A 19,243-nucleotide genomic window follows, 5' to 3' on the forward strand; every position below is an offset into this window, starting at 1 on the left:
TTATTTTTTATTGTATAAAAAAAGCACCATTTCAAAACATGGTGCTTTTCTAAAAATTACTTTTGTTCAGTAGTAGACGTTGTAACTTGCCATTCAATATTAAATTTATCTTTTACTTGTCCGTATGCTGGGCTCCAGAATGTTTCTTGAAGTGGCATGATAACTTCTCCACCTTCTTGTAACTTATCGAATACTTCTTTTGCTTTTTCTGCATTACTAATTTGAATTGCGATTGTTACTTGAGATCCGATTGCATGTCCTTGACCTGGGAATGTATCAGAAATCATAAGATCCGTATTACCAACTTTTAAAGTAGCGTGTAAAACACGCTCTTTCGCTTCAGCTGGAATCGGGTATTCTGGATTTTCAGGCATGTCACCAAAAGTTTGCATGACTTCTACTTTTGCATCTAAAGCCTCTTTATAAAACTGTACAGCTTCTTGCCCACTACCATCTAAAACTAAGTACGGATTAATCCCTAAAATCATACGGACACCTCTTTTTTAAGTTTATAAAATCGAACTTGTGTTCGTTTTTATATTATCATTGTTTTGCATTTCATTCAACTATTTACTTCACTGTTTTCAAAATTATTTTGACGGAATCTCCATCTCTTGTTTTCTAAGTTCAATACGGCGAATTTTTCCAGAAATCGTTTTTGGTAGTTCATCTACAAATTCAATTTTGCGAGGGTATTTATATGGTGCGGTGAGTTCTTTGACGTGTTGTTGGAGTGTTGGAATTAATGTTTCTTCGTTCTTTTCTATATTCTCTCTTAATACGATAAATGCCTTCACGACACTTCCACGAATTTCATCAGGACTTGCGACAACTGCACATTCTCTTACGTAAGGATGTTTTACAAGTGCATCCTCTACTTCAAACGGCCCGATTGTATAACCAGAGCTAATAATGATATCATCACCGCGCCCTTCAAACCAGAAGTAGCCGTCTTCATCTTTCTTCGCTTTATCACCTGTAATATAATAATCACCGCGGAATTGCATCGCTGTACGTTCATCGTCTTTGTAATATTGTTTAAAGAGGGCCGGCGTTTCAATGTGAACTGCAATATCACCAACTTCGCCTACTTTAACTGGAGTACCTTCCTCATTTACGATATCGACGTGGTTACCTGGCGTTGGTTTCCCCATTGAACCTGGTCTAATATCCATCCCTTTCATTACACCAACAAGTAATGTATTTTCCGTTTGCCCATAGCCGTCTCTCACTGTAATATGAAAGTGCTTTTGGAACGTTCCAATGACTTCTCTATTTAACGGCTCACCTGCTGATACAGCGCTATGTAATGCCTCTAAATTGTACTGGCTTAAATCTTCTACCTTTGCCATTAATCTATACTCAGTCGGTGTACAACAAAGTACATTTACCTTATTATCGTCTAATAAGTTCAGGTACGTTTTCGGTTCAAACTTACCGTGATATACAAACCCTGTTGCCCCTGATCCTAGCGTTGCTAAAAACGGGCTCCAAATCCACTTTTGCCAGCCTGGACTAGCTGTTGCCCATACAATATCATTCTCTTCAATTCCGAGCCAATTTGGAGCGCTCGTACGTAAATGAGCGTATGCCCACGCATGTGTATGAACGACACCTTTTGGATTTCCTGTCGTTCCTGACGTGTAAGATAAAAAGACCATATCTTCTTTATCTGTCTTCGCCATTTCTAACCTGTCACTCTCTGTTTCTAACGCTGTTTTTAAATTAATCCATCCATCTACTGACTGCTCGCTCAGGACAAATTTTCGAAGAGATTCCATCGCTTCTATATCATCAAACTGCCTAATATACGGCTCATAGCTTACTATCGCTTTTACTTCTCCATGTCCAATTCGATATTCTATATCTTTTTTACGTAACATTTCCGAGCTTGGAATTACGACAAATCCTGCTTTAATAGCAGCAATATACGTCATGTACGCTTCAATTAAACGCGGCATCATAATAAGAAGCTTGTCCCCTTTTTGCAAACCACTTTTTATAAAAGCGTTTCCAATTTTATTCGCACCTTGCATTAATTCAGCGTATGTAACTTCCCTTCGATTCCCTTTATCATCTTGCCAAATTAAAGCTAATTTCCCTTTATCACCCGTATATTTCTCTATTTCAGAAACTAAATTATAAGACGGTGGCGCCAACAATTCTTCTCGCTTCATAAAATATCCTCCCTTTTCTTTATGCCTCCTTTATATAATAAAGAATTTTCTGTTAATTTTGAACCCTCTTCTTTTGACAAATTTTTCAGTTCTGTCGAATTACTAAATGAAATTACATCAACTTACCGACAAATGGCAACACAAAAAAGAAAGAGCGGGAGAACCCGCTCTTTCTAAGCCATCATATGGGATTATTTTTGGTAACCGCCTAATTGTTGCTCAGCTAGTGAAACTAGACGTTTAGTGATTTCACCACCAACAGAACCGTTAGCGCGAGCTGTTGCATCAGCTCCAAGTTGAACACCAAACTCTTGAGCGATTTCGTATTTCATTTGGTCTAATGCTGATTCAGCACCAGGAACCGCTAATTTATTTGTGCTACGTGACATGTTATATCACCTCCTTGTGAGTATAGAGTGTGATAAATAACATGACTTCATACACGTTTTAGATATGGTAATTTATGGTTTAGAAAAGTTCTTCAAATTTTTCTTCTTCCGCCACTACTTCTATCGTTTGTAATACCATTGTTTCTTTGTTCGCTACAGCTTCATCGATTAATGGTGTGAAATCGTATTTCGCTTCAAAACGATTTGCTTTTTCACGTTTCGGCTTCGTCGCTGGGCTTGCTGGTGTAAATACAGTACAGCAATCTTCATATGGACGAATTGAAATATCATACGTGCCGATTTCTTCAGCGATTTTAATAATCTCTAATTTATCCATCGTAATAAGCGGACGAATAACTGGGTAGTTTGTTACTTCGTTAATCGTATGCATACTATCTAACGTTTGGCTTGCTACTTGCCCAAGACTTTCACCAGTCGTAATTGCAAGTGCGTTACGCTCCTCAGCAATACGTTCTGTAATACGCATCATCATACGGCGCATAACCGTCATTGAATAGCTAGATGGGATTTCTTTATTAATCGTTTTTTGCACTTCTGTAAACGGAACAAGGTGAAGCGTTACTCGTTTACAATACTTCGTTAACTCTTGCGCTAAATCGATTACTTTTTGTTTTGCACGCTCACTTGTGAAAGGTGGACTATGGAAGTGAACTGCTTCCACAGATACGCCGCGTTTCATCGTTAAGTAAGCTGCTACTGGGCTATCAATACCACCAGAAAGAAGTACCATTACTTTTCCGCCAACGCCAACTGGTAAACCGCCAGCTCCCATACGCTCATCACACATAATGTAGCTATAACCACTGCGAATTTCTACACGTACATTTACATCTGGATTATGAACATCTACAGTAATATCTTCTGTATTTTCTAGAATGTGTCCACCAATCTCAGGTAATAATTCCATCGTTCTCATTGGGAAATGCTTATAAGAACGGTGTACAGTAATTTTAAATGTTTTCACATCGCCTTTTACTTGTAAGAAAGCTGCTAATGCACCTTCTTTAATGTCTTCTAATTCTGATGGTACTTTCATCGCTAAGTTAAATTTATGAATGCCAAATACATCTTTCAATCTTTCAGATACCGCTTCATGATCTTCGCCATTTAACTGGATGTACATACGGTCATGTGTTGCATCGATTTTAATATTTGGGAATTTTTTCAGTTTGAACTTCACGTTATCTTTTAATGTGCTTACAAATTTAGAACGGTTCTTACCTTTTGTCGTCATTTCTCCATAACGCACTAAAATATATTCATATTTCAACATAATTTCTTTACCTCATCACTTCATATAATTTTGGCATCGTCTCTTTTACAATACCTTCAAATTGTTTTACTTCTTCCATTGTGTTTTCTGGTGCCAAACTAATACGAATAGCGCTTGCAGCTGCTGCATGCGGCACTCCCATTGACACTAACACTCTACTCACTTCATTTGCTTTTGAAGAACAAGCAGATTTCGTTGACACATATACACCGTGTTCTTCTAAAGCATGAACGACTACTTCTGGTTTTAAACCAACAAATGATACATTTAAAATGTGCGGTGCTGCATATGCAAGCGACGTGTTAATCGTTACATCTTCCATCTCTTTAAAGAAACGAACAAGCTCTGCTTGTAAACTTTGCAAATGAGCTACCTTTTCTTTCACTTGTTCCATTGTCATGCGAAGTGCTTTCACCATCGCTACAATGCCAGGTAAATTCTCTGTACCAGAGCGATACTTAAGCTCTTGTTGACCACCTGATAAAATCGGATCTAATCTTACGCCATCGCGTACATAAAGAAGACCTGTTCCTTTTACACTGTGGAATTTATGTCCAGATATTGAGCAAAGATCAATATGAGAAGCATATAAATCAAGCGGTACTTTTCCTATCCCTTGTACATGATCTACATGGAATCTTATTTTCGGATGATTCGATAATAACGTTCCAATTTCAGCAACGGGTTGAATTGCTCCGGTTTCGTTGTTCACATGAATAATTGACACAAGAATCGTATCTTCACGAAGCGCTCGTTTCACATCTTCTACCGATACAACACCATGCTCGTTAACCGGTAAATATGTTACATCAAACCCGAGTTCTTCTAATTGCTTATATGCTTCAAACACAGACGCGTGTTCAATATTTGTTGTAATGATATGTTTGCCACGCGAACGATTCCTCATCGCTATCCCTTTAATCGCAAGGTTATTTCCTTCCGTTCCACCTGATGTAAAAATAATTTCAGAAGGTTTAACACGAAGAAGCTGCGCTGCAATCGTTCTTGATTGTGTTAATAGACGCTCTGCCTCTCCTCCAAGCGAATGAATAGAAGAAGGATTACCAAAATATTTCCCAGCAACCGTCACGTACGATTGAAGAGCTTCTGGATATGGCTTCGTCGTCGCACTATTATCAAAATAGATCATCGTTCTTCCCCTTTCAGCGCTATCACATCGTATAATCATATCATAAATACGTGTCATTACGCTAAGACTACGCAAAGGTTCCGTTTTATCTCGATTGGTGAAGGCTAATAATTGGCGAGGATGCCCTCCTCCCATTACAGTTTCACTTTATCCCGCGTTAACGGGCAATAAGACTCTCACCTCAAAATCCAGTTAGAGCAAAGAAGTTAGATGGGAGATTAACTGCCCGTAAATGTCCGATTGGTGAAGGCTAGTAATCAGTGGGGATGAATCCTCCCACCGATTACAGTTTCACTTTATTTTGAAACGAATAACCTTGCTGTATTCCGCTATTCATTATAGCAACATCGTCTGCAAAATTACATAAAAAAACAAACCCTTTTATGAAAGGGTTTGTTCATTGTCTACATATTCAGCTATTTTTTGAACAACGCCAGGTTCAAGTTGCTCTAATACTGAAGCCGCTTGTTCTAAAGCTGCATCGTATTGGTATTCACGGAATAATTTCTCAGCATAATTTAAACTTTCTGCTAGGTTTTCATCATGACTACGGTAACGGTTACCGTACTGAATTAATTTTTCCACTAAATACGCTTGTCCAATTAACTCTTCTGTCATTTCAGCCACACCGTTCACAGTTGTATATGCTTCTTCTAAACTGCTATTTACAGCGTTCATATTTAACGGCTTCACTTCTAATTGTTCATATACAGCTTGCATTGCCATTTGCCCTCTTTTTAAATCTTCCATAATACTCTCTGGAAGACCTGGCAAATTCGACTTTTGCATAAAGCGTTTCGTTTCGAAAATAGTATTTCGCATTTCTTGTAACTTCTCACGTGCTTCAAATTCTTCTTTGCGCATCGTTTGCAGCATTTCTTTATATTCTGCATGAAGTACTTTTAACGTTTCACATTGCTCATAAACCTCTTCTAGTTCCTCGCGAATAATAGAGAAGGCAATATCTTGTTCTGCAACGCGTAATTGTAGCATTTCAAAACGTTTCGTTAAAATGTGCATTTGCTTTTCAATTACTTTTTGAGACTCAATGTCTTTATCTTGTAACTGATAGCTTTGTTTCACAAGTTGTGTTTCTGTTTTCGTTTCAATCGTTTCGATGCGCATTTCTTCTAAATCATCATAAACAGAAAGTGTTTTTTGCTCCACATAATGTCTCGCATGTACTTCTTGTTCCAGTTGATCGTAGAAGCCATCTAAACGTGTTTTTAAGTTTTCTACTTTTTCAGCCGCTTCTGTTATATGAAGCTCCTGTATATCCATTAAACATGTTTGTAGTTGTTTCGTCATATCACGAACTTCTTTAGGGACTTCCAAATAATCTAATACATAACCTTGTCTTACCATATCATTGTGTCCGTGTAATAAATCTTCCAGCTGAACTGGTAACGTCGCTTGACACTCTACCAATAAATCTGGAATTTGGTGAATAATGATTTCTAAATCTGCTAAACCTTCTTCCAAACTAATAACAATTTCTCTCGCTTTTAAATAGTCGCCATTGTTTGTCGCTTCTTCAAAGGTTTTAAATTTCTCAGATTCAGCGTCTAGCATCTCTTCGATTTTCTGCTCTGCTGCTCCATACATATGTCTATGAGCAAGAACACTCTTTTTCATACTACGATATGTATCACGTAACCCTTCAATTTCCGAGCTATTTTTCTCATGGCTTTCTAACAATTGCTGTAATTCATTTAAAATGTCCGTAATACGATTATCAGCGTCATCTAAACCACTTATGGATTCGTTCATCGCATGCTTTGCTTTTCGGAAGGAGAATTGCGAGGCGAATTTTCGCGCTTGCGCTAAATCTTTGTCAGCTTTCGGAAGGGTTGTTGATACAATTTCATCCCATTCTTCACGCCATTTACCAAACAGTTCTTCTGTTTGACCCGTCATGTTTAAATCTTTTACCCGTTTTAGTTCATCTGCCACAGGTTTATCTTTTATCTCTTGTTTCCACTGCTCCAGTGCTTCAATATCTTTATATGAACGATTTCTTATCACAAGCTCTATCATGAGCAGCACTAGAATAGAGCTTACTACAATGATAACGATCGTCAGGATAGAATCCATGCAAAAAAGCCTCCTAGTTATATCTCTTTTTTTGTCCGTTCCGTTTATGAAATGGAAGGCATTATGTATAAAAAGGGAATTCCCCTATATTTAACAACTAACAATGTACTAATCATACCATGTAATGGTTTGTTTTTGACCTAGTTTTTTTAAAAATTTCATGTTCCTTTCAATGTGATTGTAATCTTTCTCAATATTCCGCCTACGTCACTACCTATCCTCAAATGATTGTAATAACAAACAATCTTTCGTATGGGATACGAAATAAATTTTCCGCATGAGTGGTGGTTCAACAGAAATTACATGTACATTTCCTTGCCTTACAGACTGCTCTACTGCCCTTTCTGGAAGTAACGTGATACCAAGGCCAGCTTTTACCATTGCAAGCATCGGTTCTGCGTAAGATGTTTCCACAGCTATAGTTGGTTTTACACCTATTTCATGAAACATGTTCATAATCATTTTCCTTACATCACATATTTCTGGATATACAATTAATTTTTCATTGTGCAGCTCTTCTATTTGAATGACTATCTTCTCTTTGTACGGATGATTATTTGAAACGGCACAAACAATTTTCTCTTGTTGCACTTCTTTTATATACGTAGCACCTTCTACTACTGAATCGATGAACATCGCGTCAATCTCCCGCGCTTTAAATAACTCTCTTAATACTTCCGTATGTCCGATTTGCCATTCCACTTCGAACTCATCACCTAATATATCTTTACATTCTGATATGTAATACTCCGCTAAACTCGGTAGTATACCCATTGAAAACTTCCGGTTCTCTTGATACCCCCTCATTTCTGTTTTCACTTCATTTATTTGCTCCAAAATTGGTAACATTCTTTTTATAAATAACTCTCCTGCCTCCGTTAACTCTACTCCTTGCGCAGAACGTTTAAGTAAAGTAACTTCTAAATCCGCTTCTAACTTTTGAATTTGTTTACTAAGCGCTGGTTGAGATATATGTAAAATCTTACTTGCCTTTGATAAACTTCGCGTATGCTTCACTTCAATAAACGATCGTACTGCCTCCAAATCCATTGTACACACCTCTAACAAAAAGTTATAACCGTTATAAGAAATCGATATTTCCTCCTATAAACAATTACTCTTTATACTTATTTCATCAACTTACTATAACGAAATGTAAAGGGGAAAGATACTCTTGAACAAAAAACAAATGCTACTCGGATCCTTTCTATGCTTACTCGCCGTCACTGCCTGGGGATTTATGTTTCCTGTAATGGCAAATGCTCTGCAATTTATCGATCCATTCTTCTTCACAACGCTTCGCTATGGATCAGCAGCTATTATTTTTCTTATTTTGCTATTAATTACTGAAGGAAAGACTTCACTCCGCTTAGAAAAAAGAACACTTTCTCTATTCTTTTACGGGACAGTCGGTTTCGCGGGGTATGGTTTTCTCGTTTTCTACGGACAACAACTTGCCGGACCTTCCGGAGCAATCCATGCAGCTATGATTCAATCCCTTATGCCACTGATTGCCTTATCACTGCAATGGATAACGAAAAATCGCCGCCCACAAAACTATACATTCCTTTGTATGTTCGTTGCATTACTTGGTGTTATGCTTGTCATTTCAAAAGGAAATATTGAATTATTATTTGGAGCTGCAAGCCACTTATCGACAAATATATTGATGCTATGCGGCGTTACTTGCTGGGTCATTTATACAAACGGGGGTGCTCGTTTTCAATCTTGGTCACCACTTAGGTACACGACATTAACTTGTTTATTTGGCTCCATTTCACTCATCGTTATTGTTACTTTCTTAACGTACACAAATATAGTTACTATACCGTCACTGCGTACAGTTGTGAGCGTTCGTTTTGAGCTCTTTTATATGTCGATTATCGCAGGCGTTATCGCTGTATTTTGCTGGAATATGGGAAATCGCTATATTTCATCTATTAACGGCATATTATTTATGAATTTAGTTCCTATCCTTGCACTAATCGGTTCTATCTTTCGAGGTTATACAGTGGATAAAATTGAAATCGCTGGAGCTGCATTAACAATTATCGCGCTATTATGTAACAATTTATGGCAAAGAAAAGTAAACATAAAAATCCCCACCTCAGTTCGTTAGGTGGGGATTCTTCACATATGAACAGCTCTTGGCCATTCATGGTACATATTCGCTTTACATAATGCTTGTTCCATCCATTGCTCAATCTCTTTCGTATACATTTCTATGAAAAATGTCTCAGACGGGAAAGAATGGAGTACTTCTGATATATATTGTGGATATAAAAACGGCATACTTATCATACCTTTTAATTGCGTCATAAACATTGTAAATGATACTTTCTGAAATTCTTGTTTCATTTGTCCTTGTCTAATCATTTGTTCTATATAATATCTTTCTTTAGAAAAATAAACGGTCATCACTTCACGAATTAATGTCGTATCAAGCGAAAGCTCTCGGTAGAAGAAACGTGTTAGTTCTCTATTTTCAAATTGATATCGTAAAATCCCGCGCACCATTTGCACCATTACATCTTTAGCCGACAAATACTCTCTCTGTTCAAACGACATTTCAATCACATGAATATATCCTTCTAAAAAATCAGTAATAAGCTGTTCTAATAAACCTTGCTTCCCAGCAAAATAATATGAAATATTCGCTACATTCACATCCGCTCGCTTTGCAATGTCTCGCACTGACGTTCCATCATAACCTTTCGTATTAAACAACGATATTGCCGCATCAATTACTTTTTGTTTCGTCTGCTTCATGCGCTCACTTCCCTTCACTGAACAGCTATAGTTTAAATTTCTTGACTTTTAAGACAAATTCCTTTAATTTTCTATCGACAAAGTCATGTGAAATACATCGTATTTTGCTAATATTTTACACATCTCGATAAAAAAGGAGCTGTTTCCATGTTTACTAAAGAAAGTTATGCAGGATCTCGCGTGCAGCAATATGAGACAGTAATTAAACAACTGGATGCGTTATTAACTGGCGAATCAAACGTAGTCGCAAACTTATCAAATGCGTCCGCATTATTAAACCAATTTTTAGATCGCGTTAATTGGGTTGGCTTTTACGTAACAGAAGGAACTCAGCTTGTTCTTGGACCATTCCAAGGAATGCCTGCTTGCGTGCGCATTCCATTTGGACGAGGCGTTTGCGGCGTTGCAGCTGAAACGAAAACAACGCAGCTTGTAGCAGACGTTCACCAATTCCCAGGTCACATCGCTTGCGATAGTGCTTCTAATTCAGAAATCGTTGTACCGATTGTGAAAGAAGGAGCTGTCATTGGTGTACTTGACATTGATAGTCCTGAAAAGAATCGTTTCGATGAAGTAGATCAGCGCTATTTAGAAAAGTTTGTGGAAACACTCCTAAAACATATGTAAAAAGAAAAGAGCGAGTTATCGATTTAGTACGTCCTGTACAAAACCGATAGCTCACTCTTTTTTATTGATTAACAGTAGATATTTTCTTTAATGCCTGCTCTAAATCAGAAACGATATCCTCCCACGATTCTAAACCGACCGATAAGCGTATTAAATTATCAAAAATGCCCATTTCTTTTCTTAGTTCCGCTGGAATCGCAGCGTGCGTCATCGTTGCTGGATGCTGAATTAATGTTTCTGTATCTCCTAAACTCACCGCAATTGTAATAAAGTGAAGATCATTAATAAACGCTTGTGTCTCTTCTTTTCCGCCTTTTACTGAAAAAGAAATAACACCGCCCCCGTGTTTCATTTGACGAGATGCTAACTCTCCTTCTGGATACCAAACATCTTCTACCGCATCATGTTTTCTTAAGAACGATACAATTTTTTCTGCATTATCACAATGACGGTCCATTCTTACTGCTAACGTCTTTAACCCGCGTAATAATAACCACGCATCAAACGGCGCCATAATACCGCCGATATCTTTTCGCATCGGGCGAATCTTTTCAGCTAATGCTTTCGTTTTACAAATTGTTACACCCGCTACAACGTCACCGTGACCACCAATATATTTTGTCGCACTATGCACAACAGCGTCACAGCCAAGCTCAAGCGGTCTTTGTAAATAAGGTGAACAAAATGTATTATCAACAATAACAAGTAAACCTTTTCGCTTCGCAACCTGAATCACTTGTTTTAAATCAATTAATTTCATTGTCGGATTAATCGGTGTTTCAACGAAAATAAGCTTTGTATTTGGACGAATTTTATTTTCAATATCAACCTCTGTCTCCATATCACAAAACGAATGCGTAATCATAAATTTTTCTTCTAACACTTCTAAAAAACCGTACGTACACCCATATAATCCATTTGAACAAATAATATGATCTCCAGCCTTTAAAAACCCAATTAAAGTTGCTGAAATAGCTGCCATACCAGATCCGAAGGCAAGCGCCTCTTCTCCTCCTTCTAACACCGCCATACGTTCTTCAAATAATTTCACAGTTGGATTTCCAAGCCGTGAGTAAATATAAGATGGATCCACTCCCGCAAAACTCGCCTCTCCTTGCTGCGCAGTCTCAAATGTAAATGTAGAAGTTTGAAATAAAGGTGGTGTTAAACTTCCTTTATGTTCCTCAGGTATATAACCGTGGTGAATTAACGCTGTCTCCATATGCTTCTTTTTCATAAAAACATCCCCCTTATGTTTTTATTGCCGCATATTCATCCATAAAAATTTGATGAACGTTTTCCTTTATTTTATGTAAGCGTTTTATTTGTGTTTCTATCTCTTCTTCTATATTGTTTTAAATTCCTTCTTATATTAATTTCCAAAATTTTTATGCATAAAACAAAAACGTACTCGCTTGACGAAACTCTGGGTAAAAGATATAATAGCGTTTGTGTAAAATAAAAAGGCAGCCTTGTAATGTGAGTTTATCGTTTGTATTTTGTTCCTCTACGGAGGTGTATCTCGTAACTCCCTGCTGCTGGAGCGAAGGTACATGAAAACAAAATGCCCGTAAATATCGATTACGTCTGTTTTTATTTTACGTAAATAAAAACATTTTTAAAGGAGGAGTCAACTATGGCTCGTTATACAGGTCCAGCTTGGAAACTGTCTCGTCGTCTTGGAATCTCTCTAAGCGGCACAGGAAAAGAATTAGAAAAACGCCCTTACGCACCAGGTCCTCACGGTCCTAACCAACGTAAGAAACTTTCAGAATACGGTTTACAATTACAAGAGAAACAAAAACTTCGTCACATGTACGGCATGACTGAGCGTCAATTCCGTCGCACATTTGACCAAGCAGGTAAAATGCCTGGTAAGCACGGCGAAAACTTCATGATCCTTCTTGAAGCTCGTCTTGACAACTTAGTTTACCGTATGGGCTTAGCTCGCACTCGTCGTGCAGCTCGCCAATTAGTAAACCACGGTCACATCATGGTTGATGGCGCTCGCGTAGATATCCCATCTTACCGTGTAAAACCTGGTCAAACTATCAGCGTTCGCGAAAAATCTAACAGCCTTGTTGTTGTTAAAGAAGCGATCGAAGTTAACAACTTCGTACCAGAATACTTAACTTTCGATGCTGACAAATTAGAAGCTACTTACACTCGTCACGCTGAGCGTTCTGAGTTACCAGCTGAAATCAACGAAGCATTAATCGTAGAGTTCTACTCTCGTTAATCTCGGTACTCTGCAAAGAGTATTATTAAAAGCCTTAGGAACCTTGTTTATCAAGGAGCCTGGGCTTTTTTTATTTCATTTAATAATGCAAGATAAGGCATAAAAAAGAATGTAATTGGGGCTAGTTTGGGGTCACAATAAAAAAGGCTGGCGTGTGTATAGAAATGGATAAGTACACAAAATAGATGGTAAAAGGAGTTACTTGTTTTGAAAGAAAAATCCAACAAGATCCCTCTCCATGTACAAGACTTTCAAAAATTTAAATTGTTATTAGAAGAATTAGTGCAAGATGAAATAATGTTCATAGAAGGCCTTTCTAAGTATTCTTTAGATATTTCTTCTAAAAAATCTAAAGTCACCATTAACCTTAGAAGCGAATTTTTCCCCGATCCATACTTGGCGATTACTGCTATAAACATTACACCAAGTAATCAAGGTAAGGGAAGTATTGTTCTTGAATGGTTTAAAACATTCGCTAAAGAAAAAGGATTTGAACGATTAGTATTACAAGAAGTTATAACTGAAGAAGGTTACCACTTTGCATTAAAAAATGGTTTCTCAAAAAAACTTAATCCATTCGAGGAAATATTTAGAAAGCCCAATAGTACTGACGGAAATTATGAACTACATTTATAAAGATTAAAAAGTGAACGAATATTTTCGGTAGGCGTTCACTTTTTTACTTGGCTAATTATTTAATATATTCGGTTCTTTCCACGTTCAATCGCATATACATCTAATACATAATAAAGAGCACACCCGATTGAATGTGACTACATTAATTCTTCAATTAATTTATTTTCTTCTTCAATATATTTATCAATCAGAATCCATATTGACTTCATATTTTTATAAGATGCTCTCTCGAAATTTGATTTTTCTTCATCATTCGATGAATCTAAAAAAGAAGCCCACCAGGTAATATATTCATTACAGTTTATCCTTAAATCTTTTGTAAACTTATTTTTTCTATCTAAGTTAATCCAAATAAATATTTTATGATTTAACAATTCAAATTTTATTTTTTGCTTTTCTTTTTCATCAGTTTCCACACTACACCTTCTACCCAAATCAAGAACTTTTGTAATGTGTTCGAATAAATCATTTTGCATTCTTCTTTTCTCAGATAATTCTACAGCTATCCTACGATCTTTTTCTTTGTTTTCATTTAAGGTTCTAGCGTTATAAATTGATACAACTAATGTAGCTAATGAAAAAATTGATGTAATAATTAGTGCTATATTCACTTTGGTCCCTCCTTATGCTCTAAATCACCATTATTACATAAGGTTATTACGATGTACAAGGACTATGCATTATCACGATAATTTTCATGATATTTATGTAAATCCCCCTTTTATTTAAAATATTGGTGAATTTGTTTGAAGTTATATTAATACCCCTAAAAAAAGCGCAAAAAGAATCTACTTATAATTAAATTCCCCCCTCTTTTCAAAATAACGTAATAAAAATCAGATTATCTTCAAATACCAAATTTCTTTCATACGTCAAATATTAAATTCCAAACCTAGCCACTTCAAATGCTGATAATGGTAAAATATCCTATATAAATACAATTTATGATGGTGGTAAATTTTCTTTATTAGGAGAAGAGGAAAATGGCAGTAACAATGAAAGAAGCTTACTCGACAATTTTGAATGAAAAGGTTTCAGCGCAAGAAATAGATGAACCTGTAAATAAGCATTTAAAACAAGAATTAGAATGTGAAGTTTGTAGAATACCTGTGGCGCATCGCACAAGACATATGAGAAATGAAGTAGAAATTCCAGCGCTTTTTTACCGAAAAGGCGGCATAAACCACGAGGAATTCTGTTCATACAATACACTCGGTCAGATTAAAGTTATCGCACGTGATTCCGATGATGACATTTTAAAAAGTGTAGAGGATAAAACTTTTTTATTTCGCTTAAATATGATCCATGAGCCTTTAGAAGAATTGAAAAATCAAACTACAAAGCCAAAGAATGATCAAAACAAGGCACTGAATAAAAAAGATAGAACTTATCATTCTAGCGGGAGCTTAAACTCATACTTATCAACCATGAAAAAGATAATTGAGTTACGGAATATTCTAGAAAAACAAACCGAACTACACTCTATTATTGAAATTGAAATGCATGGAAAAAGAATAAAGTGGAGTGATTTTTATTATGAACCTGACCGTTATATACAATCGTGCAATTACGTCAAACAACTAAAATGGGAAAACAGACATCCCATTTGTATAGAAGGCATTGTAGACAGCGTGCGATATATAGAAATGTCAGGGAAATATGCTATAAACCTTCGTTGGGGAAAAAAAGGAATTAGTAGTAATGGTATAGAGCAAATTCCTTCACCCTCTATTTACTTCGATTCTGAAACACTTTCGCCAGAAGATATAAACCCCGGACAGCATATTGCTGTATGCGCAGTATGTACATATCGAATGACAGGCGGAAAAGTTAGACAATTTATGAATACAAATGCCCATTTATATCACAAAAACCAGCTTGTAATTTTATCTGATTAATAAAAGTTCAAACTATTTTTAATCCTACTATTTTTCATTTCCAACTTTCAAACTCACATTATATGCTATAGAAATGTGAGTTTATTTTTTTATGTCACCTGTCATTTTGAATATGGATAAGTTCGCTTTGAGGTATATTACTACCTCTAATAAACTCATTGCAATGTAACATTTACAGTTCTCTCCTTAAATTGGTATCATTTACTTATTAAAGGGGGGAGATTTTTGAGTTTAAATATGTATCTAGGGGAAGTACATACCCAAACACAAAGTATGAATGCTGTATGTACCGCTACCATTCAAGGTATGGAACAAGCTATTCAGTCGATTGATGCTTTTGCAATTGATACTGTTCTACAAGGACAAACATATAGCAGTGCAAAATCATTTTTTGTACAAACCTTTCGACCTTTGGCACAAGGAATCATTTATTTGTGTGAAGAATTAATTCGTCAGAATGATGCTTTTCCAAATCAATTTCAATCACAAGTCGCTTCTACAGATGTAATTGAACAAGAGATATTAGAACAAATTCGGGAAATTGACCGAATGATAGCAAGTACAGAAGCGCTCAACCAAACTATGCCGATCCCAGGTATGGACGCTATGGTAAATCTTTTTACTGTCATGAGGCAAAAACTGCAAGAAAAATTAGAACATCTCTATGAATTTAATTATACTTCTAGTAATAATTATGATACTGCACTCCAACTAGCCGCTAGCATTGCGACAGGTTTGGCGGAAGTTCAAAGTGGAAAAGGTTTTAGTCCTGCAAGTGGTACATTTAGTACGCAAGGGTTGAATATGGAGTGGACGGGTCCTATTCAAGCAATTACAGCAAGTAAAGCACAAATTGAAAAAGCAATTGCTTTACGAGAACAAGAAGCCAATAGACCATGGTATGAAAAAACAGCTATCAGTACTTGGGAATTTATGAAAGAATTTTTTCAAGGCGCTGGCAGCGCGGCTTTCGAAAGCGTTATTGGACTAGAATCACCTGATAATGATGAATTAGAAAGCAAGTTAACTTATCAAGCGGGAAGGTTCATGGGAAATGTTATAGCAGGAGCGGCTTCCATTATAGAAATTCTAGAAGGCCTTACCGTCATAGGCGGCTCTAATTTTTTAACTCTAGTCGCAACAGTAGGAACTGGTGGATTAGCATCACCAATTGCTATTACGTTTGATGCAGCTGCTACAACGGCTGGAGTTAGTCTTGTTGGACATGGTGTATTTGTTGGGCGTAATGCAATTCAAAATGGTAAGGATACTCTTCAAAAGTTCCACTCTTCTTCTAATGGGACTAGTGATAGAATAAAGGAGAAAGCCGATGCTAACAACCTTCAAAAATCCCAGTCTTCTAGCGAGGTTGGTAATAGTGTTAAGAATACAGAAAAAATACGGATTGTTGATGGAAAAAAACAATATAATGTAAACGGAAAATGGTTAACAGATAAACAATTTTCAGCTCTTCGCCAGAAAGCTGTTCGCCACGCATGGAGACAAGAGAAAGAATTAATTGAAAAAACTGGAAAAGGAACGAGAGATTGGACCCCTGCAGAAAAACTAGAGTTATTACAAACAGGAAAAGTGAAAGGCTACGAGGGACAGCATATGAAATCTGCTAATGAATATCCTGATTTTGCTGGTGAACCAGATAACATTCAATTTTTAAAGGGAAGGAATATGGATGTAAACGAACATCTTGACGCCCATCGTGGGAATTATCACAATCCTACAAATGGCTACTATACTCCTAAGAATGATAGTATGACTGACTTTGGAGACGTTGCGCCTTGGAAACATGAATAGAGGGAGATGGTTTTATGCTAAGAAAATATTATTCAAAAAACAATCATTTACAACCATTTTTTGAGGAAGTTAATAAATATGTAGATGGTATTCACAACCTAAATAATGGAATCAGCTTAGAAGATATAACAAGCCTTCAAAATGAACTTAACATTCAAATTCCTGATATATATAAAGATTTTCTCCAAGTGTGTAATGGTGGAGAATTATTTATACCTGGAACAGTCCTGTCAGAAATTCATACAGCTGCTGGGGGCCCAAAACAGCGTGGTGGCTCCTATCTAAATGATTCGTTTAAAAAAGAACGAAGACCGACAAAGATGCCAGACACGTATTTAATCATCGCAGATTTAAACTATGGTGACTCGATATGTATAGACTTAGAATCAAGCAATGGATACGATGCAACGGTAATACAATGGGATAGGGAGACTCACAGCGTTTCTAGATCATGGAATGGTTTGGTGGAATGGTTAATGGATACCTTAGACGAAGGATCATTACTAGTAGATTATGATGGTAATGAAAAAGATTTAGACTTTTAACATGAATAGTAAAAGTGGAGCCACAAGAATTAATTCCTATCTATTCATAATTTCATATTCAAGAAAGACAATGTTATTTTAAATATAAAAAAAAGAAAATCCGACTCACAAGAGCCGGATTTCTTCATTTAACTAAAATTTATACCGTTCTATTCGATTTCGAACGTTTAATTGAGCAGGATAGACTAACAACACCTCATTGGAAAAAACTCGCTCTAAGACAAAAAGAGATAATGAGTATTTGATAAAAGGCGAGATACCAAAAGACTATTTCAAAATTCATGAATAAGAGGGTGCAAATATGAAATTATACTTTAAAGATACTGAAATAGGTGAAATCAGAGACATTTTTGCAGAAACACCATGGATGTATGGAACAATACATTTAAATGATATAGTAAACCCTATCAAGAATATTTTCGTGAAATGGTAGACGAAGACAGTACTTTTGGCTTTGAAAGTATTGACCCTGAATTTCTAGACGATGAAAATTGGTCCGTTTTCGATGAAAACGAAGAGAAGTATTTAGGAATCGGCATTCCAGCAATCCACATTGAAGATACCACGATTGCATGGCGATGGAGATAAAAATCACACAAAGAAGAACGCCTGATTACTATTTAAACTAACGTTTACGCTAGCTTTTCCTTTGTTTCGAATCAAATATCATGGAAAAGGAATATTTGATTTTACTGGTGAAAATATTATAACTAAGATACTTCAAAATGAACTGTATCAAGCAAATTATACATTTGTAAAGACTTCAATTTCACGTACGAAAAAAGAAACAAATTCAGGGGAAATTTTGAGACGTATTTGAAAGAAATGAAAGGTAAATATGCTATTAGGATTAGATTTAGGGAGGAATAATTGATGGCATATGATTTAGAACTTGAAATAAAAGAGGTACTTGAGAAAATTAACTTTGTAGAAAGATATAAAGCTTTATCAGAAAAATTTTCTAATAGTGAAAATACATTTGAAAACTATGAAAATGAAAAAGTATTTGAAGTATTCGAGACTCTTGGCTATAAAGCTCGTTACAATAAAAAAGCAGACTTTTTTATTGTAGGTGAAGTAAAAAACAAAGATAGCTACGCCTTTAGATTTAACATCAGTTTAAAATATGGTGTTGCTGAATTAATTTGGGAAGCATGGCATAATGATGAAGTTAGAGTTGGAGACCCTTGGGACGTATTTATAAGATTGTTATCAAATGACATGGGAAAAGTACCCGTGTTATATTTCCACAGTTACGATGAACTCAAAGAAATCATGAAAATTGCCTTTGAAATGTACGAAGATTTTAAGCGAGAATTGATTCCTATTTATTCATGATTTAAAAAGCTACCGAAGACACCAAAACAGTTACTTCGAGTAGCTTTTATTTATATATATTAAAGTTATTTATTTTCCTCTTTTTGAACATATACATAAGCATCTTTCTGCTCTTTATGTATATCAACCTTCGAATTCTCTGCAAGTTGACCCGCGTTTAGCAAAGAAAAAATAATCAACGCTTCTAGTGACATTTCGTTTTACCACTCCTTTCTAATTGTTATACGTTTATCATACCGCTTACATGTGATTTCCGTATGAACTCGAAAAGGAGA

19 protein-coding genes and 1 pseudogene are annotated in these 19,243 nt (G+C 36.2%); 9 read left to right on the forward strand and 11 right to left on the reverse strand.

Annotated elements, in window-relative coordinates; all coding sequences use genetic code 11:
* Window positions 1-56: 56 nt before the first annotated feature.
* The 7 genes from GBN78_RS00475 to GBN78_RS00505 all read right to left on the reverse strand — a co-directional run bounded on the left by GBN78_RS00475 (window position 57) and on the right by GBN78_RS00505 (window position 8,154).
* Window positions 57-488, reverse strand: coding sequence for a VOC family protein (locus GBN78_RS00475; protein WP_000600350.1), 432 nt, complete (start codon window positions 486-488; stop codon window positions 57-59).
* A gap of 102 nt (window positions 489-590) precedes the next feature.
* Window positions 591-2,177 carry an acyl-CoA synthetase MbcS gene (gene mbcS / locus GBN78_RS00480; protein WP_000817770.1) on the reverse strand — a complete coding sequence of 529 codons (1,587 nt, stop codon included), beginning with the start codon at window positions 2,175-2,177 and terminating at the stop codon, window positions 591-593.
* Between the two features lie 191 nt (window positions 2,178-2,368).
* Window positions 2,369-2,566 (reverse strand): alpha/beta-type small acid-soluble spore protein, encoded by a 198-nt coding sequence (locus tag GBN78_RS00485; protein WP_000091640.1) that lies wholly within the window; start codon window positions 2,564-2,566, stop codon window positions 2,369-2,371.
* Between the two features lie 79 nt (window positions 2,567-2,645).
* Window positions 2,646-3,860: a tRNA uracil 4-sulfurtransferase ThiI gene (gene thiI / locus GBN78_RS00490; protein ID WP_000922336.1), complete on the reverse strand. Its 1,215-nt coding sequence runs from the start codon at window positions 3,858-3,860 to the stop codon at window positions 2,646-2,648.
* A 7-nt stretch (window positions 3,861-3,867) separates the two neighbouring features.
* Window positions 3,868-5,010 carry a cysteine desulfurase family protein gene (locus GBN78_RS00495; protein WP_000638992.1) on the reverse strand — a complete coding sequence of 381 codons (1,143 nt, stop codon included), beginning with the start codon at window positions 5,008-5,010 and terminating at the stop codon, window positions 3,868-3,870.
* A gap of 381 nt (window positions 5,011-5,391) precedes the next feature.
* Entirely contained in the window at window positions 5,392-7,104 is a 1,713-nt protein-coding gene (gene ezrA, locus GBN78_RS00500) for a septation ring formation regulator EzrA (RefSeq protein WP_000377305.1), read from the reverse strand.
* 210 nt (window positions 7,105-7,314) lie between these two features.
* A complete protein-coding gene (locus GBN78_RS00505; protein WP_000362537.1) occupies window positions 7,315-8,154 on the reverse strand; it encodes a LysR family transcriptional regulator in 840 nt (279 codons plus the stop codon).
* A gap of 124 nt (window positions 8,155-8,278) precedes the next feature.
* Here GBN78_RS00505 and GBN78_RS00510 point away from each other — a divergent pair, with 124 nt between their 5' ends.
* On the forward strand, window positions 8,279-9,223 hold the full coding sequence (locus GBN78_RS00510; protein WP_001986680.1) for a DMT family transporter: 945 nt from the start codon (window positions 8,279-8,281) through the stop codon (window positions 9,221-9,223).
* An 11-nt stretch (window positions 9,224-9,234) separates the two neighbouring features.
* Here the strand turns inward: GBN78_RS00510 and refZ are convergent, their stop codons facing one another.
* Window positions 9,235-9,873: a forespore capture DNA-binding protein RefZ gene (refZ, locus tag GBN78_RS00515; protein WP_000814923.1), complete on the reverse strand. Its 639-nt coding sequence runs from the start codon at window positions 9,871-9,873 to the stop codon at window positions 9,235-9,237.
* Between the two features lie 147 nt (window positions 9,874-10,020).
* Here refZ and GBN78_RS00520 point away from each other — a divergent pair, with 147 nt between their 5' ends.
* Window positions 10,021-10,500, forward strand: coding sequence for a GAF domain-containing protein (locus GBN78_RS00520; protein WP_000494342.1), 480 nt, complete (start codon window positions 10,021-10,023; stop codon window positions 10,498-10,500).
* Between the two features lie 61 nt (window positions 10,501-10,561).
* Here the strand turns inward: GBN78_RS00520 and megL are convergent, their stop codons facing one another.
* Window positions 10,562-11,737 (reverse strand): methionine gamma-lyase, encoded by a 1,176-nt coding sequence (gene megL / locus GBN78_RS00525; protein WP_000726558.1) that lies wholly within the window; start codon window positions 11,735-11,737, stop codon window positions 10,562-10,564.
* A 399-nt stretch (window positions 11,738-12,136) separates the two neighbouring features.
* Between megL and rpsD the strand changes: the two genes are divergently transcribed.
* Both rpsD and GBN78_RS00535 read left to right on the forward strand, forming a co-directional pair.
* Window positions 12,137-12,739, forward strand: coding sequence for a 30S ribosomal protein S4 (gene rpsD, locus GBN78_RS00530; protein ID WP_000135317.1), 603 nt, complete (start codon window positions 12,137-12,139; stop codon window positions 12,737-12,739).
* Between the two features lie 207 nt (window positions 12,740-12,946).
* Window positions 12,947-13,375: a GNAT family N-acetyltransferase gene (locus GBN78_RS00535; protein ID WP_076875955.1), complete on the forward strand. Its 429-nt coding sequence runs from the start codon at window positions 12,947-12,949 to the stop codon at window positions 13,373-13,375.
* 137 nt (window positions 13,376-13,512) lie between these two features.
* Here GBN78_RS00535 and GBN78_RS00540 read toward each other — a convergent pair whose 3' ends face one another.
* Window positions 13,513-13,986, reverse strand: a complete 474-nt coding sequence (locus GBN78_RS00540) for a hypothetical protein (protein WP_076875956.1) — start codon at window positions 13,984-13,986, stop codon at window positions 13,513-13,515.
* Window positions 13,987-14,358: 372 nt separating this feature from the next.
* On the opposite strand from GBN78_RS00540, the gene GBN78_RS00545 reads away from it, so the two are divergent.
* The 5 genes and pseudogenes from GBN78_RS00545 (at window position 14,359) to GBN78_RS00565 (ending at window position 18,968) form a co-directional block, all read left to right on the forward strand.
* Window positions 14,359-15,273 (forward strand): hypothetical protein, encoded by a 915-nt coding sequence (locus tag GBN78_RS00545; protein ID WP_076875957.1) that lies wholly within the window; start codon window positions 14,359-14,361, stop codon window positions 15,271-15,273.
* 225 nt (window positions 15,274-15,498) lie between these two features.
* On the forward strand, window positions 15,499-17,085 hold the full coding sequence (locus GBN78_RS00550; RefSeq protein WP_152126865.1) for a T7SS effector LXG polymorphic toxin: 1,587 nt from the start codon (window positions 15,499-15,501) through the stop codon (window positions 17,083-17,085).
* 14 nt (window positions 17,086-17,099) lie between these two features.
* Window positions 17,100-17,630: an SMI1/KNR4 family protein gene (locus tag GBN78_RS00555; RefSeq protein WP_076875959.1), complete on the forward strand. Its 531-nt coding sequence runs from the start codon at window positions 17,100-17,102 to the stop codon at window positions 17,628-17,630.
* Between the two features lie 301 nt (window positions 17,631-17,931).
* Window positions 17,932-18,218: pseudogene (locus tag GBN78_RS00560) on the forward strand (hypothetical protein).
* A 285-nt stretch (window positions 18,219-18,503) separates the two neighbouring features.
* A complete protein-coding gene (locus GBN78_RS00565; protein WP_065703043.1) occupies window positions 18,504-18,968 on the forward strand; it encodes a hypothetical protein in 465 nt (154 codons plus the stop codon).
* A 65-nt stretch (window positions 18,969-19,033) separates the two neighbouring features.
* Here the strand turns inward: GBN78_RS00565 and GBN78_RS00570 are convergent, their stop codons facing one another.
* A complete protein-coding gene (locus tag GBN78_RS00570; protein WP_000050940.1) occupies window positions 19,034-19,162 on the reverse strand; it encodes a hypothetical protein in 129 nt (42 codons plus the stop codon).
* Between the last annotated feature and the right edge of the window lie 81 nt (window positions 19,163-19,243).

Source organism: Bacillus sp. B2-WWTP-C-10-Post-4 (assembly GCF_009183805.1).
Classification (GTDB): Bacteria; Bacillota; Bacilli; order Bacillales; family Bacillaceae_G; genus Bacillus_A; species Bacillus_A cereus.

What these genes read in the sequence shown, in the direction of transcription:
- GBN78_RS00475 (WP_000600350.1), bottom strand. Translation starts at nt 488, where the DNA reads ATGATTTTAGGGATTAATCCGTACTTAGTTTTAGATGGTAGTGGGCAA.
- mbcS (WP_000817770.1), bottom strand. Translation starts at nt 2,177, where the DNA reads ATGAAGCGAGAAGAATTGTTGGCGCCACCGTCTTATAATTTAGTTTCT.
- GBN78_RS00485 (WP_000091640.1), bottom strand. Translation starts at nt 2,566, where the DNA reads ATGTCACGTAGCACAAATAAATTAGCGGTTCCTGGTGCTGAATCAGCA.
- thiI (WP_000922336.1), bottom strand. Translation starts at nt 3,860, where the DNA reads ATGTTGAAATATGAATATATTTTAGTGCGTTATGGAGAAATGACGACA.
- GBN78_RS00495 (WP_000638992.1), bottom strand. Translation starts at nt 5,010, where the DNA reads ATGATCTATTTTGATAATAGTGCGACGACGAAGCCATATCCAGAAGCT.
- ezrA (WP_000377305.1), bottom strand. Translation starts at nt 7,104, where the DNA reads ATGGATTCTATCCTGACGATCGTTATCATTGTAGTAAGCTCTATTCTA.
- GBN78_RS00505 (WP_000362537.1), bottom strand. Translation starts at nt 8,154, where the DNA reads ATGGATTTGGAGGCAGTACGATCGTTTATTGAAGTGAAGCATACGCGA.
- refZ (WP_000814923.1), bottom strand. Translation starts at nt 9,873, where the DNA reads ATGAAGCAGACGAAACAAAAAGTAATTGATGCGGCAATATCGTTGTTT.
- GBN78_RS00520 (WP_000494342.1), top strand. Translation starts at nt 10,021, where the DNA reads ATGTTTACTAAAGAAAGTTATGCAGGATCTCGCGTGCAGCAATATGAG.
- megL (WP_000726558.1), bottom strand. Translation starts at nt 11,737, where the DNA reads ATGAAAAAGAAGCATATGGAGACAGCGTTAATTCACCACGGTTATATA.
- rpsD (WP_000135317.1), top strand. Translation starts at nt 12,137, where the DNA reads ATGGCTCGTTATACAGGTCCAGCTTGGAAACTGTCTCGTCGTCTTGGA.
- GBN78_RS00545 (WP_076875957.1), top strand. Translation starts at nt 14,359, where the DNA reads ATGGCAGTAACAATGAAAGAAGCTTACTCGACAATTTTGAATGAAAAG.
- GBN78_RS00555 (WP_076875959.1), top strand. Translation starts at nt 17,100, where the DNA reads ATGCTAAGAAAATATTATTCAAAAAACAATCATTTACAACCATTTTTT.
- GBN78_RS00565 (WP_065703043.1), top strand. Translation starts at nt 18,504, where the DNA reads ATGGCATATGATTTAGAACTTGAAATAAAAGAGGTACTTGAGAAAATT.
- GBN78_RS00570 (WP_000050940.1), bottom strand. Translation starts at nt 19,162, where the DNA reads ATGTCACTAGAAGCGTTGATTATTTTTTCTTTGCTAAACGCGGGTCAA.